Genomic DNA, 18,716 nt, shown 5'->3' with positions numbered 1-18,716 from the left:
CCGCGGCGGAATGTCGTAGGTAGGGGCATCAAACCTATTTCAGGGCGGTCTCAATGAACCTGTTTATGATATTTGTCTTATTGGCGTCGGCAATCGCGGTGCTCTACGTTTGGAAAACGGCGAAAACACCCCGGGCTCGGCTTTACCGGCTGGCGCTGGTTTTTCTCTACCTCATTTTACTGGCGACGGTTACGCATCATGCAGCGTTGTATTCCTCTGCAACGGGATAACGAACGAATGAAAAAGAACAGGCCGGCATTCGCCGGCCTGTTGAGCAACGTAACAAACGTCAGAAGCTATACTTCACGCCCACCATCGCGGACGTATCGCTGTATCCCTTATCCCCCACCTGCTGGGCCGCGTTACCCCACAGGTTCAGGCGCTTGGAGAGCTGGCCTTCGACGCCGATTTTCACTTCGCCGATGTTCTTCGTGCCGCTCATCTCATTCTTCACGCCCGCCATTTTTACGCCGTAGTTCTGCGTATTGTGGATCCAGTTAGCTTCGATAAACGGCTGGAACTCGCGGTCTTTGCCCTCATCGATAGCACTGTGTCCCTTCATGTAGGCCCGCACGCCCAATCGGGTCATCAGGTTGCCGTCGGTGTCATCGCTCACCTTCACTCGGCTGCCGTCAACGCCTGCTGCCTCATAGTGATCCTTCGCGTTCACGCCCATCCAGATCACCTGAGCTTTCGGCTGGATCCAGTAGCTCTTGTGCTCGTTTTCTCCCACCTTAAAGCTGTAGCCTCCCTCGACGGAAGCGGTAACGCCGCGTGACTTGTATTTCTCCGTCTCGCGCTCTTCGCCCATCACCTTGTTGTCAAACCGGCTGTACATCACCCAGCTGTCCAGATAGGCGCCCGACTTATCCGCCTGATTGGCGTACCAGGTGCCGTACAGGCCCGCACTGTAGCCGGTGGTCTGGCCCTTGGAATCGCGCGAGTTAACGCTGGACACCGTCTTGCTGCGATCGTTGCCGTAGCCGACCATGGCGCCGAGGTGCCAGCGGTCAAGGCCGTCGCTGCTCCACTGGGCCAAATCGCCGCCGAGCTGCAGCACGTAGCGGTTGCTCTTGGTTCTCAGCTGCTCGCTGCTGTCCCTGAAGCGCGTGTGTCCGCCGACGTTGCGCATCCACATGCTGGTCACCTTCTGCTCGCCGGTCAGCACGTCGGTGTACTGGGTCTCGCCCAAGCGATCGTGCAGGCGCGTCAGGAACATGGTGTTGGCCGCATAGTTGTTGGCCAGATAGCTGCCGAATTCAGGACGCAGCGCACTTTCGCCGCCTGGCTGTTCTGGTCCTTCCGGACCTTCGGGGTCGATCGGCGTCACTTTACTGGTCAAATACCAGTTTTCGTCAGACGCGCCCTTCACCACCGAATAGTCGTAAGCCCCCGCCACGATGCGGTTTTGCTGCTCAAACGTACCGATGGACGTGCCCTGCACTTCGACGATTTTTATCCCGTCAACGGTCTGCTCGCCGGTTCCGCCGACGTTCACAACGGCTACCTTGGTCGTACCGGCCTCAACGTCGCCGTTTACGATAAGCCTGTCCGTTAAGGAACCGTCGCCGCCCAAAACGGTATTCAGCGTCAGCACGCCGCCGTTGCCCGCGTAGTTGCCTTCCACGGTCAACGTTTTGGGCGTAAACGCGCCGCCCGCCGCTACCGGCGTATAGGCCAGCGTCGCGCCGTTATTTAACGACAGCGTCGACAGCACCGAATCGCCGCTCATATTCCAGACGCTCTGGCTGCCGTCCATAGCCAAATCGATCGTTCCCGGCGTCGCCCCCAGGCTGGTGATGCCGTTAAAGCGAGAGCCGTCCGCCATGCTGACGTTAATAGCGCCGCCGTTAGCCGCCAGCATATTGCCGTCAATCGTATACTGCGCCGCTCTGCCAGTAATGGTGCTGTCTACGCCGCTCGCATAAAAAGCACGCCCGGCGTCAACGTCGATATTGGCGCCGGTCAGCGCAACAGAGCCCCCGGCAGAGGCAATCACTGCCGCCGAACTTGCACTGCCCCCGCTAATCGTCAGATTAGCCGTATCGGCGAAATCAATTGCACCACCGCTGGCATAGAGGCCGTATAAATTCGCCGTAGCGTTGTTGGTGACGTTAGTAACGGTTACTGCCTTTTGCGCCGTCACCTTCGAGCCCGTCACGTGCGCGAGGATCCCCGCCGTACCGGTACCGCCGTTTAGCATGTGAATTTCGGTCGTGCCGTTTAGTTCAACTTCTGCGCCAGGCAGGCTTGATACAGGAGCGCTGCTGCTGGGAATAATCCCCTGTGCCCGGATGCCATACATGGTCGCCGCGCTGTCGGAATTCAGATTGATAGACAGCCCGTCTTTAGTAATAAATTTCGCGCCCGAGATATAGGCATATAGGCCAACGGAATAGTTACCCGCTCTGTTAAGCGTGACGGTGGTATTCTCATTTAGCGTTATCGTCATCTCAGGGATCAGATAGGCTGAGGTATAGGGGCCAGCCTCAATATCCAGACCGGTGATTTCGGTACTGCCGTTTCCATTGACGGTAAAAGACGAACCTGCGCCAAATTCAGCGGTGACTTTGTCATTGCCCGCAGGGCCAACCGTAACCGAACCGTTCTTTAATCGAACGGCAGTAACGGCGTCGGCGTTAGCATTCGGCGCGCTGTCTACGTCAACAACCACCGTCGTTTTTCCCAGCGTCATTAAACTGTTGAATACGCTAATACCAATACCACGACCAGAGCCGGTCGTTTTATATTTAACGCTAACATCACCTGAATAATTAAATGCGTTGTTATCAAGCAAAGTTATTCCCCATTGATCGACAACGTCAACCTCTCCGCCATGGGAAGTCAAAGTAGCCAAGTCGGCAACGCTGGTCGTCGCGGGAGCCGCATAGGCCGCGCCGCTCAACGCGAGGCATATGCTAAAAGAGAGCAGGCTTATCTTATTCATAAGGTATCCATACTGTATAATTACAGTCCGTTATTAGGTTTTTCGGATAAAAATCTTGCAAAAAACAGAATACATAAAAATAAAATAACATCAAATAAGTGTTTTTAGGTTTTATAGATCGTTATATAACTCATTAGTCGCTGAATTTAAATGAATTTAATAACTTTTAAACCTAAATATACCAAAATTAACATATAAAAGATCTTAAATTTTATATTTAATGGAATTTAAATCTAATATTTGGAATTTAAAAAACAAAAAAAACTAACATCCATTTTTGGACAATGTGTTTATTATCAATTTATATTAAAAAATAAAAGAGTGTTTATTAGTATAAAAATAATCATCAAAGGTTATAAGTTTCACAGAAAAAACAAAAAATATTGAATTGATAGTTCATATTTTAGATAAGACATTGTTAAAAATAGCGCTACGCAGCGTACGCTTTAGACATGCCCGTCCGTTACACAATAAGAAAAAAGAGCCTTGTCCAACGGCTCCTTCTCTTCTGCATCAAAATTAACCTTGCGCTTATTAGCTTGCACCCTTTTTCAGCCTTAGCATAAACGACTTAAAGCCGTCTCTCAGGGGCTCAAACAGCCAGTGCTTACGGTTTCTCATCATGACTTCGGAAAACAGTTTTAACCCGACGATAAACTCTAACGTCGTTCGTTCGTCAAAGCCTATGTCTTTTCTGCCTTTAAGCGTTTCGACTATCTTAAGGATATCGTCATGATTTTCGACCTCAAACGCCACTGGCGCTTTCACCGCCTCCTCGCCTTCGGCCAGAGGTTCTACCGTGATGCGGTACTTATAGCTGGGCATCGTCATTTCCTCTCATTGGGCTATTGCACTGAGTGTACTGGGATAACGACGATTTGCCCCCGCTTTCCGTGCGTTAGGCTGCGCTGGCGCCTCGCACGTCCGTCCAGGTCTTGGCGCTTTTTTCGACGGTCACCTTATAGGCGCCGCAGGAATCGGCGGTAGAGAATACGACGCTGCCGTCTTCAAGCCACTCCAGGTGAAAGTTTAACGATTCTTCATTCAGAAGCTTTACCAGCGTTTCCCTTATATCAATGGGCATTTCACTTAAGTACTGCATGACTGACTCCTTCTCTGCCAAATCCATCTAATGGAGATAACCGCGTATCTCTTATACCCCGTCCCTGACGGATAATAAGGACGGAAACAAAATAGAAAAACCTCAATAATTTATAAAAATTATTCGAATAATCGCCCGAAAGCGGCGGGCGATTTTGTCATAACCAATAAATGACTACCAACTGATTTTTATGATAAAAATGAACTAAAAGGAGATAAAGGAGCATCAGGCTGCTATTAAAGCGTCAGACGATTCTCAGCGAGCGGCCAAAGGGCCGAACGGAAGGGGATACAGGCAAAAGGCGCGCCCGTAGGGTGCGCCTTCATTCAACGTTGACTGACCAAAACTGCTAGTGCCTGTTGCGCACCAGCTGATAGCGACGAGTCAGATATTCTATCGGCGCGCTCCAAATGTGCACCAAGCGGCAGAACGGGAACAGGATAAACAGCGTCAGGCCAAGAACGATATGGAGCTTAAAGACCAGCGCTACCCCCTCCAGATGCGCCGACGCACCGGTTCTAAACGTAACTATCGACTGCGCCCAGGCCACCAGTTTCATCATTTCACCGCCGTCCATATGCTGAGCGGAGGCCGGAATGGTCAAAAGCCCCAGCAGCACCTGAACCACCAGCAGCGTCAGGATAAGAATATCCCCTACGCTTGAAGTGGCGCGAACGCGCGGATTGGTCAGTCGACGCTTAAGCAGCATCGCGCCGCCAATCAGCATCATCACCCCGCTGGCGCCGCCGCCGAACATCGCCATCTTCTGCTTGACGGCTACCGGCAGGAACGACTCGTACATCCAGTGAGGCGTCAGCATGCCGAAAAAGTGGCCGGCGAAGATGCCCAGAATGCCAAGGTGGAACAGATTAGAGGCCAAGCGCATGCCCTTTTTGTCCAGCATCTGGCTGGAACCGGCGCGCCAGGTGTACTGGCCGTAGTCGTAACGCAGCCAGCTGCCGATGAGGAAAACGGCCAAGGCCAGGTACGGATAAATATCAAAAAAGAACTGGTTTATGTAGTTCATTGGCGTTCTCCTGCCACCATAGTGGCGTCCAAACTGAGATACTGCGGCGCCACGGCGTCGGCGAAGCGACGCTGGTGCGCCGTTTGCTGCGCCGAGGCGCAGCCCTCGTCTCCCAGAAATTTGACCTGCTCTTCTTCCCAGACGGCGTCCAGCGCGGCGGGCGTGTCGTCCCGCGCTTCCTGAGCGACCTTATCCTCAAGCTGCGCGCTCTCAACGTCCGAACCGGACAGGCCCAGCAGCAGATCGAACAAAATAGCGTAACGGCTCTGGCGTTCCTTCAGACGAGCGCCCAGCAGCGCCAGGATCGGAACGATGTCCAACAACCCCTGACGTGCGGTTGCTTCGTCACGGCTGGCCAGAAACTCCAGATACATCGGCAGGAAGTCCGGCAGCTCTCGACTGTCGATTTCCAGCCCGGCGGCGCGATACTGACCCATCAGGTCAACCATCGCCTGACCGCGATCGCGGGACTCGCCGTGCACGTGTTCAAACAGCAGCAGGGACGTCGCCCTGCCGCGGTCAAACAGCTCGCAGTACTGAGACTGGGCGTCCAGCAGGTCCTGCCCGGTGTAGTCGCGAATAAACTGCATCAGCAGCGCCGAACGACTAATCGTCGGTTCGTGCGCCTCTTCCAGCGCCGCAGTCAGCTCATCGCGATGGGCCCACAGAGCCTCATCGGGGTAGTCCAGCAGGCGGGCAATCATCTTCAAACCGATCATGCGCTTTTCTCCCGTTGAATATCCGGGTCGCGAGGCGTCCGAGGGCTGACGTCGATAGCGTCGATACGGCGACTGTTAAACAGGTTAAAGCGGCTGTCGCTGCCGTGGCAGCCGTCGCCGAAGCTAAAGCCGCAGCCCTTGCTTTCGGGGAACGCCTCGCGGGCCAGCTCGCGGTGGCTGGATGGAATAACGAAGCGGTCTTCGTAGTTGGCGATCGCCAGATAGCGATACATCTCCTGCGCCTGCGCTTCGCTCAGGCCGACCTGCTCCAGCGCGCTGGTGTCCACCACGCCGTCAACGGTCTCCGCCCGCTTATAGTGGCGCATCGCCAGCATTCTCTTCAGCGCCAGCAGCACCGGCTCGGTGTCGCCGGCGGTCAGCAGGTTAGCCAGATACTCCACCGGAATGCGCAGGCTTTCTACGTCCGGCAGTACGCCGCTGTGGGGCAGTTGGCCTGCGTCGGCGGCGGACTGGATCGGCGACAGGGGCGGCACGTACCACACCATCGGCAGCGTGCGGTATTCCGGGTGCAATGGCAGGGCCAGCTTCCAGTCCACCGCCATTTTGTACACCGGCGACTGTTGGGCTGCTTCAATCACGCCCTGCGGCACGCCGTCCTCCAGCGCCTGCGCGATCACCGCTGGATCGTTCGGATCGAGGAAGATGTCCAACTGGCGCTGATAGAGATCCTGCTCGCTTTCCACCGACGCCGCGTTGGCAATTTTATCCGCGTCGTAAAGCAGCACGCCCAGATAGCGAATGCGCCCAACGCAGGTTTCCGAACACACCGTCGGCTGACCGGCCTCAATGCGCGGATAGCAGAAGATGCACTTTTCGGACTTGCCGCTCTTCCAGTTAAAGTAGATTTTCTTGTACGGGCAGCCGGTCAGGCACATGCGCCAGCCTCGGCATTTGTCCTGATCGATAAGCACGATGCCGTCTTCCGCCCGCTTGTAAATAGCGCCGCTCGGGCAGGTCGCCACGCACGCCGGGTTGAGGCAGTGTTCGCAAAGGCGCGGCAGGTACATCATGAAGGTGTTTTCAAACTGGCCGTACATCTCCTTCTGCATATTGGCGAAGTTGGCATCGCGGCTGCGCTTTTCGAACTCGCCGCCCAGAATCTCTTCCCAGTTCGGGCCGCTTTCAATCTTGGTCATCCGCTTGCCGGTAATCAAAGAGCGGGGGCGAGCGATCGGCTGATGCTTGCTTTCCGGGGCGTTTTGCAGATGGTGGTAATCGTAGTCGAACGGCTCGTAGTAGTCGTCCAACCCCGGTACGTCCGGGTTGGCGAAGATCTTCGACAGCACGCCGACGCGATTGCCCATGCGCGGCTCAAGCCTGCCGTTGATTTTGCGGATCCAGCCGCCCTTCCACTGCGCCTGATCTTCCCAGTTGTGCGGATAGCCGAGGCCGGGCTTGCTTTCAACGTTGTTGAACCAGGCGTATTCCATGCCTTCGCGGCTGGTCCAGACGTTTTTACAGGTCACGGAGCAGGTATGACAGCCGATACACTTGTCAAGGTTGAGCACCATGCCAACCTGTGAACGAATTTTCATTATGCTTTCTCCTGCCCGTTTGTCTGAACGTAGCCGTCGTTTTCACCGTCCAGCCAGTCAACGTTTTTCATCTTGCGCACCACCACAAACTCGTCGCGGTTGGAACCCACGGTGCCGTAGTAGTTAAAGCCGTAGGCCAGTTGCGCATAGCCGCCGATCATGTGGGTCGGCTTGGGCGTCACGCGGGTGACGGAGTTGTGAATGCCGCCGCGCTGGCCGGTGATTTCGGAACCGGGAAGGTTAATCAGACGTTCCTGCGCGTGGTACATCATGGTCATGCCGGACGGAATGCGCTGGCTGACCACCGCACGCGCCGTCAGCGCGCCGTTGGCGTTGAACGCTTCGATCCAGTCGTTGTCCTCGATTCCCAGATCTTTAGCGTCGTCTTCGCTCAGCCAAACGATCGGGCCGCCGCGCGACAGCGTAAGCATCAGCAGGTTGTCGCTGTAGGTGGAGTGAATGCCCCACTTCTGGTGCGGCGTCAGGAAGTTGAGCGCCTTTTCTTTGTGGCCGTTAGGCTTTTTGCCCAGCACCGGCTCCACCGCTTTGGTATCGATCGGCGGACGATAGGCCAGCAGGCTTTCGCCGAAGGCGCGCATCCATTCGTGATCCTGATACAGCTGCTGACGGCCGCTCAACGTCCGCCACGGAATAAGCTCGTGGACGTTGGTGTAGCAGGCGTTATAGGAAACGTGTTCATCCTCCAATCCTGACCAGGTCGGGCTGGAGATGATCTTGCGCGGCTGGGCCTGAATGTCGCGAAAGCGGATCTTCTCGTCTTCTTTATTCAACGCCAGATGGGTATGGTCGCGGCCGGTTACGTCGCTTAAGGCCTGCCAGGCCTTAACCGCTACCTGGCCGTTGGTTTCCGGCGCCAGAGACAGCACCACTTCAGCAGCGTCAATCGCCGTGTCGATTTTCGGCCGACCGGCGGCGGCGCCTTCCGGCTGGGTATAGTTCAGCTTCTTCAGGAATTCGACTTCGTCCTGAGTATTCCAACTGATGCCCTTGCCGCCGTTGCCGAGCTTGTCCATCAGCGGGCCTAGGGAGGTGAAGCGAGCGTAGGTGTTCGGATAATCGCGTTCGACGGCAATGATGTGCGGCGCGGTTTTGCCTGGAATTAAATCGCATTCGCCCTTTTTCCAGTCCAGCACGCCAAACGGCTGCGCCAGTTCGCTGGCCGAGTCGTGCTGAATCGGCAGCGTCACCACGTCGGTCTCTTTACCCAGATGCCCAACGCACACGCGGGAGAACTCTTTGGCGATGCCCTTGTAGATTTCCCAGTCGCTCTTTGACTCCCAGGCGGGGTCGACGGCGGCGGACAGCGGGTGAATAAACGGGTGCATGTCCGAGGTGTTCATGTCGTCTTTTTCGTACCAGGTCGCCGTCGGCAGCACGATGTCGGAGTAGAGGCAGGTGCTGGACATGCGGAAGTCCAGCGTCACCACCAAATCGACCTTGCCTTCGCCGCCCTCGTCGCGCCACTCAACCTCCTGCGGCTTAACCGCGCCCTGCTGGCCGAGGTCCAGCCCCTGAATGCCGTTTTCGGTGCCGAGCAGGTACTTAAGCATGTACTCGTGCCCCTTGCCGGAGGAACCCAGCAGGTTCGAGCGCCAGATAAACAGGTTGCGGGGGAAGTTTTGCGGACTGTCCGGCTGCTCCGAAGCGAAGCGCACGCGGCCCTCTTTCAGGCTCTGCGCGGTGAAGTCCACGACCGAAAGCCCGGCGGAGCGTGCGTGTTCAGCCAGACGCAGCGGGTTTACGCCCAGCTGCGGCGCAGAAGGCAGCCAGCCCATGCGTTCGGCGCGCACGTTGAGATCGATGAGGCTTTCGCTAAAGCGGGACCGGTCCGCCATCGGCGACAGCAGCTCGTCGGTCTTCACGGTTTCGTAGCGCCACTGGCTTGAGTGGTTGTAGAAAAACGAGGTGCTGTTCATGTGGCGCGGCGGGCGCTGCCAGTCCAGCCCGAACGCCACCGGCAGCCAGCCGGTCTGCGGACGCAGCTTTTCCTGTCCGACGTAGTGCGCCCAGCCGCCGCCGCTTTGCCCTACGCAGCCGCAGAAGATCAGCATGTTGATAAGGCCGCGATAGGTCATATCCATGTGGTACCAGTGGTTGACCCCGGCGCCGACGATAATCATCGAACGGCCGTGCGTTTTCTCCGCGTTCTGGGCGAACTCGCGGGCGATGCGCACGATGTTCTGACGGCTAACGCCGGTGACCCGCTCTGCCCAGGCGGGGGTGTAGGCCTTTACGTCGTCATAGTCTGTCGCACAGTTTTGGTCATCCAGCCCGCGTTCGATGCCGTAGTTGGCCAGCGTCAGGTCGTACACGCTGGTCACCAGCGCTTCGGAGCCGTCCGCCAAGCGCAGGCGTTTGACCGGCAGGCGGTGGAGCAGCACGTCCTCCAGCGCTACGCCGTTGAAGTGTTCGCTCTCGGCGCCGCCGAAGTAAGGGAAGCCGATGTCAACGACGTCGTCGTGGTTATCCAGCAGGCTCAGGCGCAGCTTAACCTCTTCGCCGGTTTTACCGTCGCGCTGTTCTAAATTCCACTTGCCCTTGTCGCCCCAGCGAAAGCCGATAGAGCCCTGCGGCGCGGTCAGCTCGCCGCGCGCGTCGATAGAGACGGTTTTCCACTCGGGGTTGTTTTCCTGCCCCAGACCGTCAACCAGATCCGACGCGCGCAGCATGCGCCCGGCGGCGTAGTGTCCGCCCTCGCGCGGCTCAAGCAGCACCAGCATCGGCATGTCGGTGTAACGACGAACATAGTCGGCAAAGTATTCGGTCTGACGCTTGACGTGGAACTCATTGAGAATAACGTGCCCCATCGCCAGCGCCAGCGCACTGTCGGTGCCCTGCTTCGGGTTTAGCCACTGGTCGCACAGTTTGGCGATTTCCGCGTAGTCCGGCGTAACCGCAACGGTCTTGGTTCCCTTGTAGCGAACCTCGGTGAAGAAGTGGGCGTCCGGCGTGCGGGTCTGCGGTACGTTGGAACCCCAGGCGATAATATAGGAGGAGTTGTACCAGTCGGCGGATTCGGGCACGTCGGTCTGTTCGCCCCAGGTCATCGGCGACGCCGGCGGCAGGTCGCAGTACCAGTCATAGAAGCTCAGGCAGGCGCCGCCGATAAGCGACAGGTAGCGCGCCCCGGCAGCGTAGGAAATCATCGACATGGCCGGAATGGGCGAGAAGCCGATAATCCGGTCCGGGCCAAAGGTTTTGGCGGTATAGACGTTGGAGGCGGCGATAAGCTCATTCACTTCCTGCCAGCTTGAGCGAACGAAGCCGCCGCGCCCGCGGGCCTGCTTATACTCTTTGGTTTTTTCCGGCGAGCCGACGATAGAGCCCCAGGCATCGACCGGATCGCTGTGATGGCTCTTGGCCTCGCGCCACAGCTTCAGCAGGCGCTTGCGCATCATCGGGTACTTCACCCGGTTGGCGCTGTACAGATACCAGGAATAGCTAGCGCCGCGCGGGCAGCCGCGAGGCTCGTGATTAGGCAAATCCGGACGGGTGCGCGGATAGTCGGTTTGCTGGGTTTCCCAGGTGACCAGCCCATTCTTGACGTAAATTTTCCAGCTGCATGACCCGGTGCAGTTAACGCCGTGGGTCGAGCGTACGACCTTGTCGTGCTGCCATCGACTGCGGTATCCGTCCTCCCAGTCGCGATTTACGTTCAGCTCCTGGCCGTGGCCATCGGCGAACGCCTCACCTTTCTGTTTGAAATAGCGCAACCGGTCAAGAAATTTGCTCATCCGGAATTCTCCTAGTACGAGGCCTGAAAAGCCTCTGTCGTTATGGTATCTGTCTGGTTCCATTTCGCTACCGACAGGCGGCGGCGTCAGGGTCAACAATTGCTCGAATTCGGCCTCAGGGTAATCGCCGTTTCGCGCGCGATAATTGACTGGGATCAAGGCCATCGGGCGCTAAAACCCACGCATTTGTACGGAATACCACCAAAGGATAATGGGTGGTACATGCCGTAATGCATTGATTAATATCTGGTAATCTCGACTATCGTACAAATACCAAGGCCTGGTTTGGCGCATAGACTATTTGGGGGTAAACCTTGGTTGGGAAGGAGAGCGTTAGCCTCCCCAGAAGGGAGGCTAACGCGGGTAAAAATTAACGTGGTTTTTTGGTCGCCAGCGTTTTCAAATTGCGGCCATACACCAGCCAAGTAATCAGAATGCAGGCGATGTAAAACACCACAAAGGCCTTCATCGCGCCGGCGGGCGAGCCGGTCAGCTCCAGCGAGGAGCCGAAGGCTTTAGGAATAAAGAAACCGCCGACGGCGCCGATGGCGGAGATGAACCCTAACGCAGCCGCCGTGTCCGTCACCGCTTCGCGCTGGGCCTGTTCGTCGCTGCCGCCCCGCGCCTTAACGCGATCGAGGGTAATCTTACGAAACACCACCGCAATCATTTGGAAGGTGGAACCGCTTCCCAGGCCGGCGGTTAAAAACAGCACCATGAACACGCCGTAAAACGCAAAGAACGAACTGCCGCCCAGTTCCGGCAGTGTGGGGAACAGCAGCGCGGAAAATATCGCCATCACGACAAAGTTCACCAGCGTTACCCGAATGCCGCCGAATCGGTCAGACAGCGCGCCGCCGACCGGGCGAGCCAGCGCGCCCAAAAACGGGCCGAAGAAGGCGTAGTGCATAATGACGACCGACGGAAACTGGGTTTTGGAGAGCATCGCGAAGCCTGCCGAAAAGCCGATAAACGATCCGAAGGTGGCCAGATAAAGCACGCTCAGCACCCACAGGTGGCCGCGCTTTAACACCGGCAGTTGGTCTTTTAAAGACGCCTTGGACGCTGCCAGATCGTTCATGCCGAACCAGGCAAACAGCGTGGCCACAATCAAAAACGGCACCCATATCCAGGCTGCGTTTTCCAGCCACATCGCGTTGCCGTCCGGCTGCTCAACCCCCTGCCCGCCAAAAAGGCTGAAGATGCCGACGGAAATCACCAGCGGCGCAACCAGCTGCATCACGCTGACGCCGAGGTTGCCCAGCCCGCCGTTTAGCCCCAGCGCGCCGCCCTGCTTGCTCTTGGGAAAGAAGAAGCTGATGTTGGCCATGCTGGAGGCGAAGTTCGCGCCGCCGAAGCCGCACAGCAGGGAAATCACCACAAACGTGTTAAACGACGTCGCGGCGTCCTGAATGGCGAAGCCCAGCCACAGGCTGGGAATAACCAGCAGTATGGTGCTGATGGCCGTCCAGCGGCGGCCGCCGAAAAGCGGAATGACGAACGAATAGGGAACGCGCAGGATCGCGCCGGACACCGACGGCAGCGCCGTCAGCATAAACAGCTGGTCGGTAGTGAAGTTGAACCCGACCTTATTTAAATTGACCGCGACGGCGCTAAACAGCATCCATACGCAGAAGCCCAGCAGCAGGCAGGGAATGGAAATCCACAGATTTCGATTCGCAATCCGCTGCCCGCCCTGCTGCCAAAATGCAGGATCCTCCGGTCGCCAGTCCTGAATCATCGCTCCCTTTGATTCCGCTTTTGGGGTAGATAAACGTGTCATAAAAACCTCTGCCGTTGTCAGCTTGATTGGCGGTGTTGTACGCACACGCGGCGGGCCCAAGCTTGACGCAAATCAAAGCGGCTTCAGGTAGCGATTCGGGCAAAATTGACGCTTCTCACTTAAGGAGTACGGTCGATAAATCTTATTTGCCATTATCAATCATGACGTTAAAACACCGCAGACCGGGGCGTTTTTCACTATGCTTAAGAGAGGGCTATTAAGAGGTAATTCATTGTGGGTATAGGGTTATTGCCGACAATGGTTTAAAACGTCCGTTAGGCGTTAGTTTTCCGATTGTTAGACATCAATCCAGCGAATACAGACCGGATTTTCTCTGAATGAAACACTTTTGCGCACGTTTTTCCATTATCAGTCAGGTGGTCATCCTGATGCTGCTTATCGGTACGCTCGGCGTAGTCGGCATGAGCGTGTCCGGATGGATTGCGCAAAGCATTCAGGGCAACGCCCACGCGATTAACACCTCCGGCTCTCTGCGAATGCAGAGCTACCGGCTGCTGTCGATGACGCCGCTTGCTGAAAGCGACCAGCGATATTTTGACGAACTGGAAAAGTCGCTCAACAGCCCCGTTTTACGGCATACCGTAAAGCAGGAGGGGCTGGAGCCTCGCTATGACCGCCTGAGGCACTACTGGCAAACCCAGCTCAGGCCCGCGCTGACGCAGGCGAAAAGCCCACGGCAGGCGGCTGAAGACGTCGCCGGATTCGTTCGCCATCTGGACGAACTGGTCTCCTCCATTGACCAACAGACCGAAAAGCGCCTGGCGCAGGCCGCGCTGGTGCAAAAAGTGTGTATCACCCTCACGCTGCTGCTTTTACTGACGACCATCTGGTATCTGCGCAGCCGCCTGCTGCACCCTTGGCGCAGGCTGCTCGCCATGGCAAAAGCCATCGGCCAGGGAGACTTCAGCCAGCGCTTCCCGCAGGGAAATCATCAAGACGAAATGGCGACGCTGGGCGGCGCCCTTAACGCCATGTCGACCGAACTGTCGCACACGTACGGGCAGTTGGAAATGCGGGTGGCCGAAAAAACCGAGGATTTACAGCACAAGAATCAGGTGCTGTCCTACCTGTATCGCGCCAGTCGACAGCTGCACTCCAACGCGCCGCTGTGCTCCCGGCTGATGTCGGTATTAGGCGAGCTGCAGGCGCTGACGCCGCTGCGCGCGCTGCAAATTCAGCTGTACGAGAACAGCGGCGAAGAGCGCCTGAACGAATTTTGCGGCGACCAGTCTGAACGCCCGGCCGCCTGCCCGGCGCCAAACTGCTTCGCCTGCCTTGAGGACACCATCGGCGCCAACGCGCATCAGGAAGCTCCTGACGGTGAAACGCTAAGCTGGAGCCTAAAAGACCGGGACGGCCGCTACGGCCTGATGCTTGGCCGCCTGCCCCACGGCGCAGCCCTCACCGACGGCCAGCGCCAGCTTGTCAACACGCTGGCCGAACAGCTGGCGGGCGCGCTGGCGCTGGAGCTACAGTCGGAACAGAAGCAGCAGTTGGCGGTAATGGAAGAGCGCTCCGCTATCGCCCGCGAGCTGCACGACTCAATAGCCCAGTCGCTTTCCTGCCTCAAGATGCAGATAAGCTACCTGCAAATGCAGTATCCCGACTTGCCCGAAGGGCAGCAAAAGATCCTCAAAGAGATGCGCGAAGAGCTCAACACCGCCTACCGCCAGCTTCGGGAGCTGTTGACCACCTTCCGCCTTCGGCTGACCGAGCCGGGGCTGCTACCGGCGCTACAGGTGACGATTGAAGAGTTTAACCAGCGGCTCGGGTTTGCCATCGACTTTGACTATCGCCTGCCGGCTCGGCGCGTCTCTTCGCTTCAGGCCATTCATCTGGTGCAAATAGCCAGAGAAGCGCTGAGCAACGTGCTCAAGCATGCCGAAGCCAGTCAGGTTTCCATTTCCGTCGGGCAAACCGGCGACGGCATCGAGCTAAGCATTCGCGACAACGGCAAGGGCATCGGCCAGAGCCAGACGCAGCGCAGCCACTACGGGCTTATCATCATGGCCGACCGCGCACGCAGCCTGAACGGCGAGTTCTCCTTATTGCCCCTGCCGGAAGGCGGAACCGAAGTTCGCATCGTTTTCCCGCCGGAGGCCCTTTGGTCTCCGGCCACGTCATAAGAAGGAGTAGTTTATGAGTCTGGATATGCCCCAAGACGAGCAGTACGGCATTCTGCTAATAGACGACCACCCGATGTTGCGTAACGGCGTTAAGCAGCTTATCAGTCTGGACCCGACGCTTTCCGTCGTCGGCGAGGCCAGCAACGGCCAGCAGGGCATCGAGCTTGCCGAAGCGCTGGATCCGGATCTTATCCTGCTCGATCTCAATATGCCGGGCATGAACGGCCTTGAGACGCTGGATAAGCTCAGAACGAAGCCGCTGTCCGGTCGGGTTGTAGTTTTCACCGTCTCTAACGTCGAAGACGACGTGGTCAGCGCCCTCAAACGCGGCGCCGACGGCTATCTGTTGAAGGACATGGAGCCGGAAAACCTGATCCACTCGCTGAGGCAGGCGGCCGCAGGGCAAATGGTGCTAAGCGAAACGCTGACGCAGGTGCTGGCCGCGAGCCTGAGGGAAAGCAAGCCTACCTCCGAACGCGACATCCAGCAGCTCACCGCCCGCGAGTGCGACATCCTCAAGCTCATCGCGCAGGGGCTTTCCAATAAGCTTATCGCCCGCAGGCTGGACATCACCGAAAGCACGGTCAAGGTACACGTAAAGCACCTGCTGAAGAAGATGAAGTTCAAGTCGAGGGTTGAAGCCGCCATTTGGGCGCTGCAGGAAAAGGTGTTTTAGGCTCAAGGACCGTTCTCTCATCGTGCCGCAATCCCGATAAGAGAACGGTTCTCCTGTCGCTGCGCAGGCCGTACGTTTTCTTCTTTCACCGTAATTTAGTGATATTCATCACAAAACCTGGCCGACTTTGGTCGTGGAAAAACCGTTCGATGTTCCAAATAACCGCTTAACCCGTTATACAACCGCTCAACCAATTCCTCCTCCTCCCGTAGTGCGATTCCGCCATCATAGCTACCGTGGTCGTAGTTTTTAGACTGTGTCCTGAATTTCCAAAAAATCGCAAAAAAACTCCCAAATATAACGACTACATCGATGCGGCTTCGGCCGTTTGCGTTTGTCTGACAAGTAGGTCTTTTATGAACAAAAACAGCTTTCTTAAGCATATACCGTGGGTGGTCTTCGGGATCATCGGCGCTTTCTGCCTGGCGGTCGTCGCCTTGCGCAGAGGGGAACACGTAAGCGCGCTGTGGATCGTCGTCGCTTCCGTTTCCGTTTATCTGGTCGCCTACCGCTACTACAGCCTCTACATCGCCCAAAAGGTGATGAAGCTGGACTCCACCCGCGCGACTCCCGCCGTTATCAATAACGACGGCCTTAACTACGTTCCTACCAACCGCTACGTGCTGTTCGGCCACCACTTTGCGGCCATCGCAGGCGCTGGCCCGCTGGTAGGCCCGGTGCTGGCGGCACAGATGGGCTATCTGCCCGGTACGCTGTGGCTGCTGGCCGGCGTCGTGCTGGCAGGCGCAGTGCAGGACTTCATGGTGCTGTTTATCTCTTCTCGCCGCAACGGCGCGTCTCTGGGCGAGATGGTAAAAGAAGAGATGGGCTCTGTGCCCGGCACCATCGCGCTGTTCGGCTGCTTCCTTATCATGATAATCATCCTCGCCGTACTGGCGCTGATTGTGGTAAAAGCGCTGGCGGAAAGCCCCTGGGGCGTCTTCACCGTTTGTTCAACGGTGCCGATCGCGCTGTTTATGGGTATCTACATGCGATTTATCCGCCCTGGTCGGGTGGGTGAAGTTTCCGTTATCGGCATCGTGCTGCTGGTCGCCTCCATCTACTTTGGCGGCGTTATCGCGCACGACCCGTACTGGGGCCCGGCGCTGACCTTTAAAGACACCACTATCACCTTCACGCTTATCGGCTACGCTTTCGTGTCTGCCCTGCTGCCGGTATGGCTTATTCTGGCGCCGCGCGACTATCTGGCGACCTTCCTGAAGATCGGCGTTATCGTCGGCCTGGCGCTGGGGATCGTTATCCTCAACCCGGATCTGAAAATGCCGGCGGTCACGCAGTACATTGACGGCACCGGCCCGCTGTGGAAGGGCGCGCTGTTCCCGTTCCTGTTCATCACCATCGCCTGTGGCGCCGTTTCCGGCTTCCACGCGCTGATTTCTTCAGGTACTACGCCGAAATTATTGGCGAACGAAACCGACGCCCGCTTTATCGGCTACGGCGCCATGCTGATGGAATCTTTCGTCGCCATCATGGCGCTGGTTGCCGCTTCTATCATCGAGCCGGGCCTGTACTTCGCCATGAACACCCCACCGGCCGCGCTGGGCATCACCATGCCTAACCTGCACGAGCTGGGCGGCGACAACGCGCCGATGATTATGGCTCAGTTGAAAGACGTCACTTCACAGGCGGCGGCTACCGTCAGCTCCTGGGGCTTCGTTATTTCTCCGGAGCAGATCCTGCAAACGGCGAAGGACATCGGCGAACCGTCGGTACTGAACCGCGCAGGCGGCGCGCCGACGCTGGCCGTCGGTATTGCCCACGTGTTCCACAAGATCATGCCGATGGCCGACATGGGCTTCTGGTACCACTTCGGCATTCTGTTTGAAGCGCTGTTCATCCTGACCGCGCTGGACGCGGGCACCCGTTCAGGCCGCTTCATGCTGCAAGACCTGCTGGGCAACTTCATTCCGTTCCTGAAGAAAACCGATTCTCTGGTCGCCGGCATCATTGGCACCGCAGGCTGCGTGGGCCTGTGGGGCTACCTGCTATACCAGGGCGTGGTCGACCCGCTGGGCGGCGTTAAGAGCCTGTGGCCGCTGTTCGGCATCTCCAACCAGATGCTGGCCGCCGTGGCGCTGGTGCTGTGCACCGTGATACTGGTGAAGATGAAGCGCACCAAGTACATCTGGGTCACCGTCGTACCTGCCGTATGGCTGCTTATCTGCACCACCTGGGCGCTGGGCATGAAGCTGTTTAGCACCAACCCGCAGCTCGAAGGCTTCTTCTACATGGCCAGCGAATACAAGGCGCGCATTGCCGCCGGCGGCGAGCTGACGGCGCAGCAGATTGCCAACATGAACCACATCGTGATCAACAACTACACCAACGCCGGCCTGAGCATCCTGTTCCTGGTGGTGGTGTACAGCATCATCTTCTACGGCATTCGTACCTGGATGAAGGCGCGCAACGGCACCGAGCGCACCGACAAGGAAACGCCGTACGTCCCAGTCCCCGAGGGAGGCGTTAAAACCTCTATGGGACACTAGGTTCAGTTTGGTTCCGTAGGTCTTAGATAAATTTGACCTACGAAATCCAATCGGAGGGAGAGTCTTCCGTTGGGGTCGACTTGGCGCAAGCCAACGAAGTCCCCCTAGGAAGGCTATGCCCGACGCGCTCCTAAAGCTAATACAAGCGCTCTTCCGACCGAGCACTGTGGTTATATAGGCACATTGTCCTTACGGTCGGAATATCCACTGAGGTCGATTTAATAGGTTTGCCATCAGTGCTCGTCCACATCTAACGGGCTAATTCTTATCAGGAAATCTCCCATGTTCGGTCAATTAGGCGAAGCAACAAAGTATCTCGGTCAGGCGGCCCGCATGCTGATAGGCATACCGGACTACGATACCTACGTTCAGCACGTGAAAACTACCCACCCCGACCAACCCGTAATGACCTACGCCGAATTCTTTCGCGAGCGCCAGCAGGCGCGCTACGGCGGAGACGGGAAAGGCGGCATGCGCTGCTGTTAGGCCGCGTAGCC

13 protein-coding genes are annotated in these 18,716 nt (G+C 57.2%); 5 read left to right on the top strand and 8 right to left on the bottom strand.

Annotated elements, in window-relative coordinates; all coding sequences use genetic code 11:
• Positions 1-53: 53 nt before the first annotated feature.
• On the top strand, positions 54-230 hold the full coding sequence (locus V8L73_RS03465) for a hypothetical protein (RefSeq protein WP_154656327.1): 177 nt from the start codon (positions 54-56) through the stop codon (positions 228-230).
• A gap of 59 nt (positions 231-289) precedes the next feature.
• Here V8L73_RS03465 and V8L73_RS03460 read toward each other — a convergent pair whose 3' ends face one another.
• From V8L73_RS03460 to V8L73_RS03425, 8 genes are all read right to left on the bottom strand, one after another.
• Complete coding sequence (locus V8L73_RS03460) at positions 290-2,947, bottom strand: autotransporter outer membrane beta-barrel domain-containing protein (protein ID WP_347254128.1); 2,658 nt, start codon at positions 2,945-2,947, stop codon at positions 290-292.
• 534 nt (positions 2,948-3,481) lie between these two features.
• Complete coding sequence (locus tag V8L73_RS03455) at positions 3,482-3,772, bottom strand: DUF3861 domain-containing protein (RefSeq protein ID WP_347254127.1); 291 nt, start codon at positions 3,770-3,772, stop codon at positions 3,482-3,484.
• Between the two features lie 73 nt (positions 3,773-3,845).
• Positions 3,846-4,049 carry a hypothetical protein gene (locus V8L73_RS03450; protein WP_261832709.1) on the bottom strand — a complete coding sequence of 68 codons (204 nt, stop codon included), beginning with the start codon at positions 4,047-4,049 and terminating at the stop codon, positions 3,846-3,848.
• Between the two features lie 349 nt (positions 4,050-4,398).
• Positions 4,399-5,076, bottom strand: a complete 678-nt coding sequence (gene narI, locus V8L73_RS03445) for a respiratory nitrate reductase subunit gamma (RefSeq protein ID WP_347254126.1) — start codon at positions 5,074-5,076, stop codon at positions 4,399-4,401.
• Positions 5,073-5,795: a nitrate reductase molybdenum cofactor assembly chaperone gene (gene narJ / locus V8L73_RS03440; RefSeq protein ID WP_347254125.1), complete on the bottom strand. Its 723-nt coding sequence runs from the start codon at positions 5,793-5,795 to the stop codon at positions 5,073-5,075. Before narJ ends, narI begins: the two co-directional genes overlap by 4 nt.
• Entirely contained in the window at positions 5,792-7,351 is a 1,560-nt protein-coding gene (gene narH, locus V8L73_RS03435; protein ID WP_347254124.1) for a nitrate reductase subunit beta, read from the bottom strand. The genes narJ and narH overlap by 4 nt, the downstream gene beginning before the upstream one ends.
• Positions 7,351-11,106, bottom strand: coding sequence for a nitrate reductase subunit alpha (locus V8L73_RS03430; protein WP_347254123.1), 3,756 nt, complete (start codon positions 11,104-11,106; stop codon positions 7,351-7,353). The genes narH and V8L73_RS03430 overlap by 1 nt, the downstream gene beginning before the upstream one ends.
• Before the next feature lie 370 nt (positions 11,107-11,476).
• The gene (locus tag V8L73_RS03425; protein ID WP_347254122.1) at positions 11,477-12,889 is read right to left on the bottom strand and encodes a NarK family nitrate/nitrite MFS transporter; all 1,413 of its coding nucleotides are present in this window, start codon (positions 12,887-12,889) and stop codon (positions 11,477-11,479) included.
• A 338-nt stretch (positions 12,890-13,227) separates the two neighbouring features.
• On the opposite strand from V8L73_RS03425, the gene narX reads away from it, so the two are divergent.
• From narX to V8L73_RS03405, 4 genes are all read left to right on the top strand, one after another.
• Complete coding sequence (gene narX / locus V8L73_RS03420; RefSeq protein ID WP_347254121.1) at positions 13,228-15,036, top strand: nitrate/nitrite two-component system sensor histidine kinase NarX; 1,809 nt, start codon at positions 13,228-13,230, stop codon at positions 15,034-15,036.
• Positions 15,037-15,061: 25 nt separating this feature from the next.
• Positions 15,062-15,712, top strand: coding sequence for a two-component system response regulator NarL (narL, locus tag V8L73_RS03415; protein WP_347254775.1), 651 nt, complete (start codon positions 15,062-15,064; stop codon positions 15,710-15,712).
• Positions 15,713-16,068: 356 nt separating this feature from the next.
• A complete protein-coding gene (locus tag V8L73_RS03410) occupies positions 16,069-18,219 on the top strand; it encodes a carbon starvation CstA family protein (protein ID WP_347254120.1) in 2,151 nt (716 codons plus the stop codon).
• 282 nt (positions 18,220-18,501) lie between these two features.
• Positions 18,502-18,705 carry a YbdD/YjiX family protein gene (locus V8L73_RS03405; protein WP_027275654.1) on the top strand — a complete coding sequence of 68 codons (204 nt, stop codon included), beginning with the start codon at positions 18,502-18,504 and terminating at the stop codon, positions 18,703-18,705.
• Positions 18,706-18,716: the final 11 nt, after the last annotated feature.

The organism is Leminorella grimontii, from assembly GCF_039789245.1.
Lineage (GTDB): Bacteria > Pseudomonadota > Gammaproteobacteria > Enterobacterales > Enterobacteriaceae > Leminorella > Leminorella grimontii.
Note: the sequence above shows the minus strand (reverse complement) of the source record. Positions and strands in the feature narration are given on the sequence as shown.

Coding starts and splice junctions, on each gene's coding strand:
- V8L73_RS03465 (WP_154656327.1), top strand. CDS start 54: ATGAACCTGTTTATGATATTTGTCTTATTGGCGTCGGCAATCGCGGTG.
- narJ (WP_347254125.1), bottom strand. CDS start 5,795: ATGATCGGTTTGAAGATGATTGCCCGCCTGCTGGACTACCCCGATGAG.
- V8L73_RS03410 (WP_347254120.1), top strand. CDS start 16,069: ATGAACAAAAACAGCTTTCTTAAGCATATACCGTGGGTGGTCTTCGGG.
- narX (WP_347254121.1), top strand. CDS start 13,228: ATGAAACACTTTTGCGCACGTTTTTCCATTATCAGTCAGGTGGTCATC.
- V8L73_RS03405 (WP_027275654.1), top strand. CDS start 18,502: ATGTTCGGTCAATTAGGCGAAGCAACAAAGTATCTCGGTCAGGCGGCC.
- V8L73_RS03455 (WP_347254127.1), bottom strand. CDS start 3,772: ATGCCCAGCTATAAGTACCGCATCACGGTAGAACCTCTGGCCGAAGGC.
- narI (WP_347254126.1), bottom strand. CDS start 5,076: ATGAACTACATAAACCAGTTCTTTTTTGATATTTATCCGTACCTGGCC.
- V8L73_RS03425 (WP_347254122.1), bottom strand. CDS start 12,889: ATGACACGTTTATCTACCCCAAAAGCGGAATCAAAGGGAGCGATGATT.
- narH (WP_347254124.1), bottom strand. CDS start 7,351: ATGAAAATTCGTTCACAGGTTGGCATGGTGCTCAACCTTGACAAGTGT.
- V8L73_RS03460 (WP_347254128.1), bottom strand. CDS start 2,947: ATGAATAAGATAAGCCTGCTCTCTTTTAGCATATGCCTCGCGTTGAGC.
- V8L73_RS03430 (WP_347254123.1), bottom strand. CDS start 11,106: ATGAGCAAATTTCTTGACCGGTTGCGCTATTTCAAACAGAAAGGTGAG.
- narL (WP_347254775.1), top strand. CDS start 15,062: ATGCCCCAAGACGAGCAGTACGGCATTCTGCTAATAGACGACCACCCG.
- V8L73_RS03450 (WP_261832709.1), bottom strand. CDS start 4,049: ATGCAGTACTTAAGTGAAATGCCCATTGATATAAGGGAAACGCTGGTA.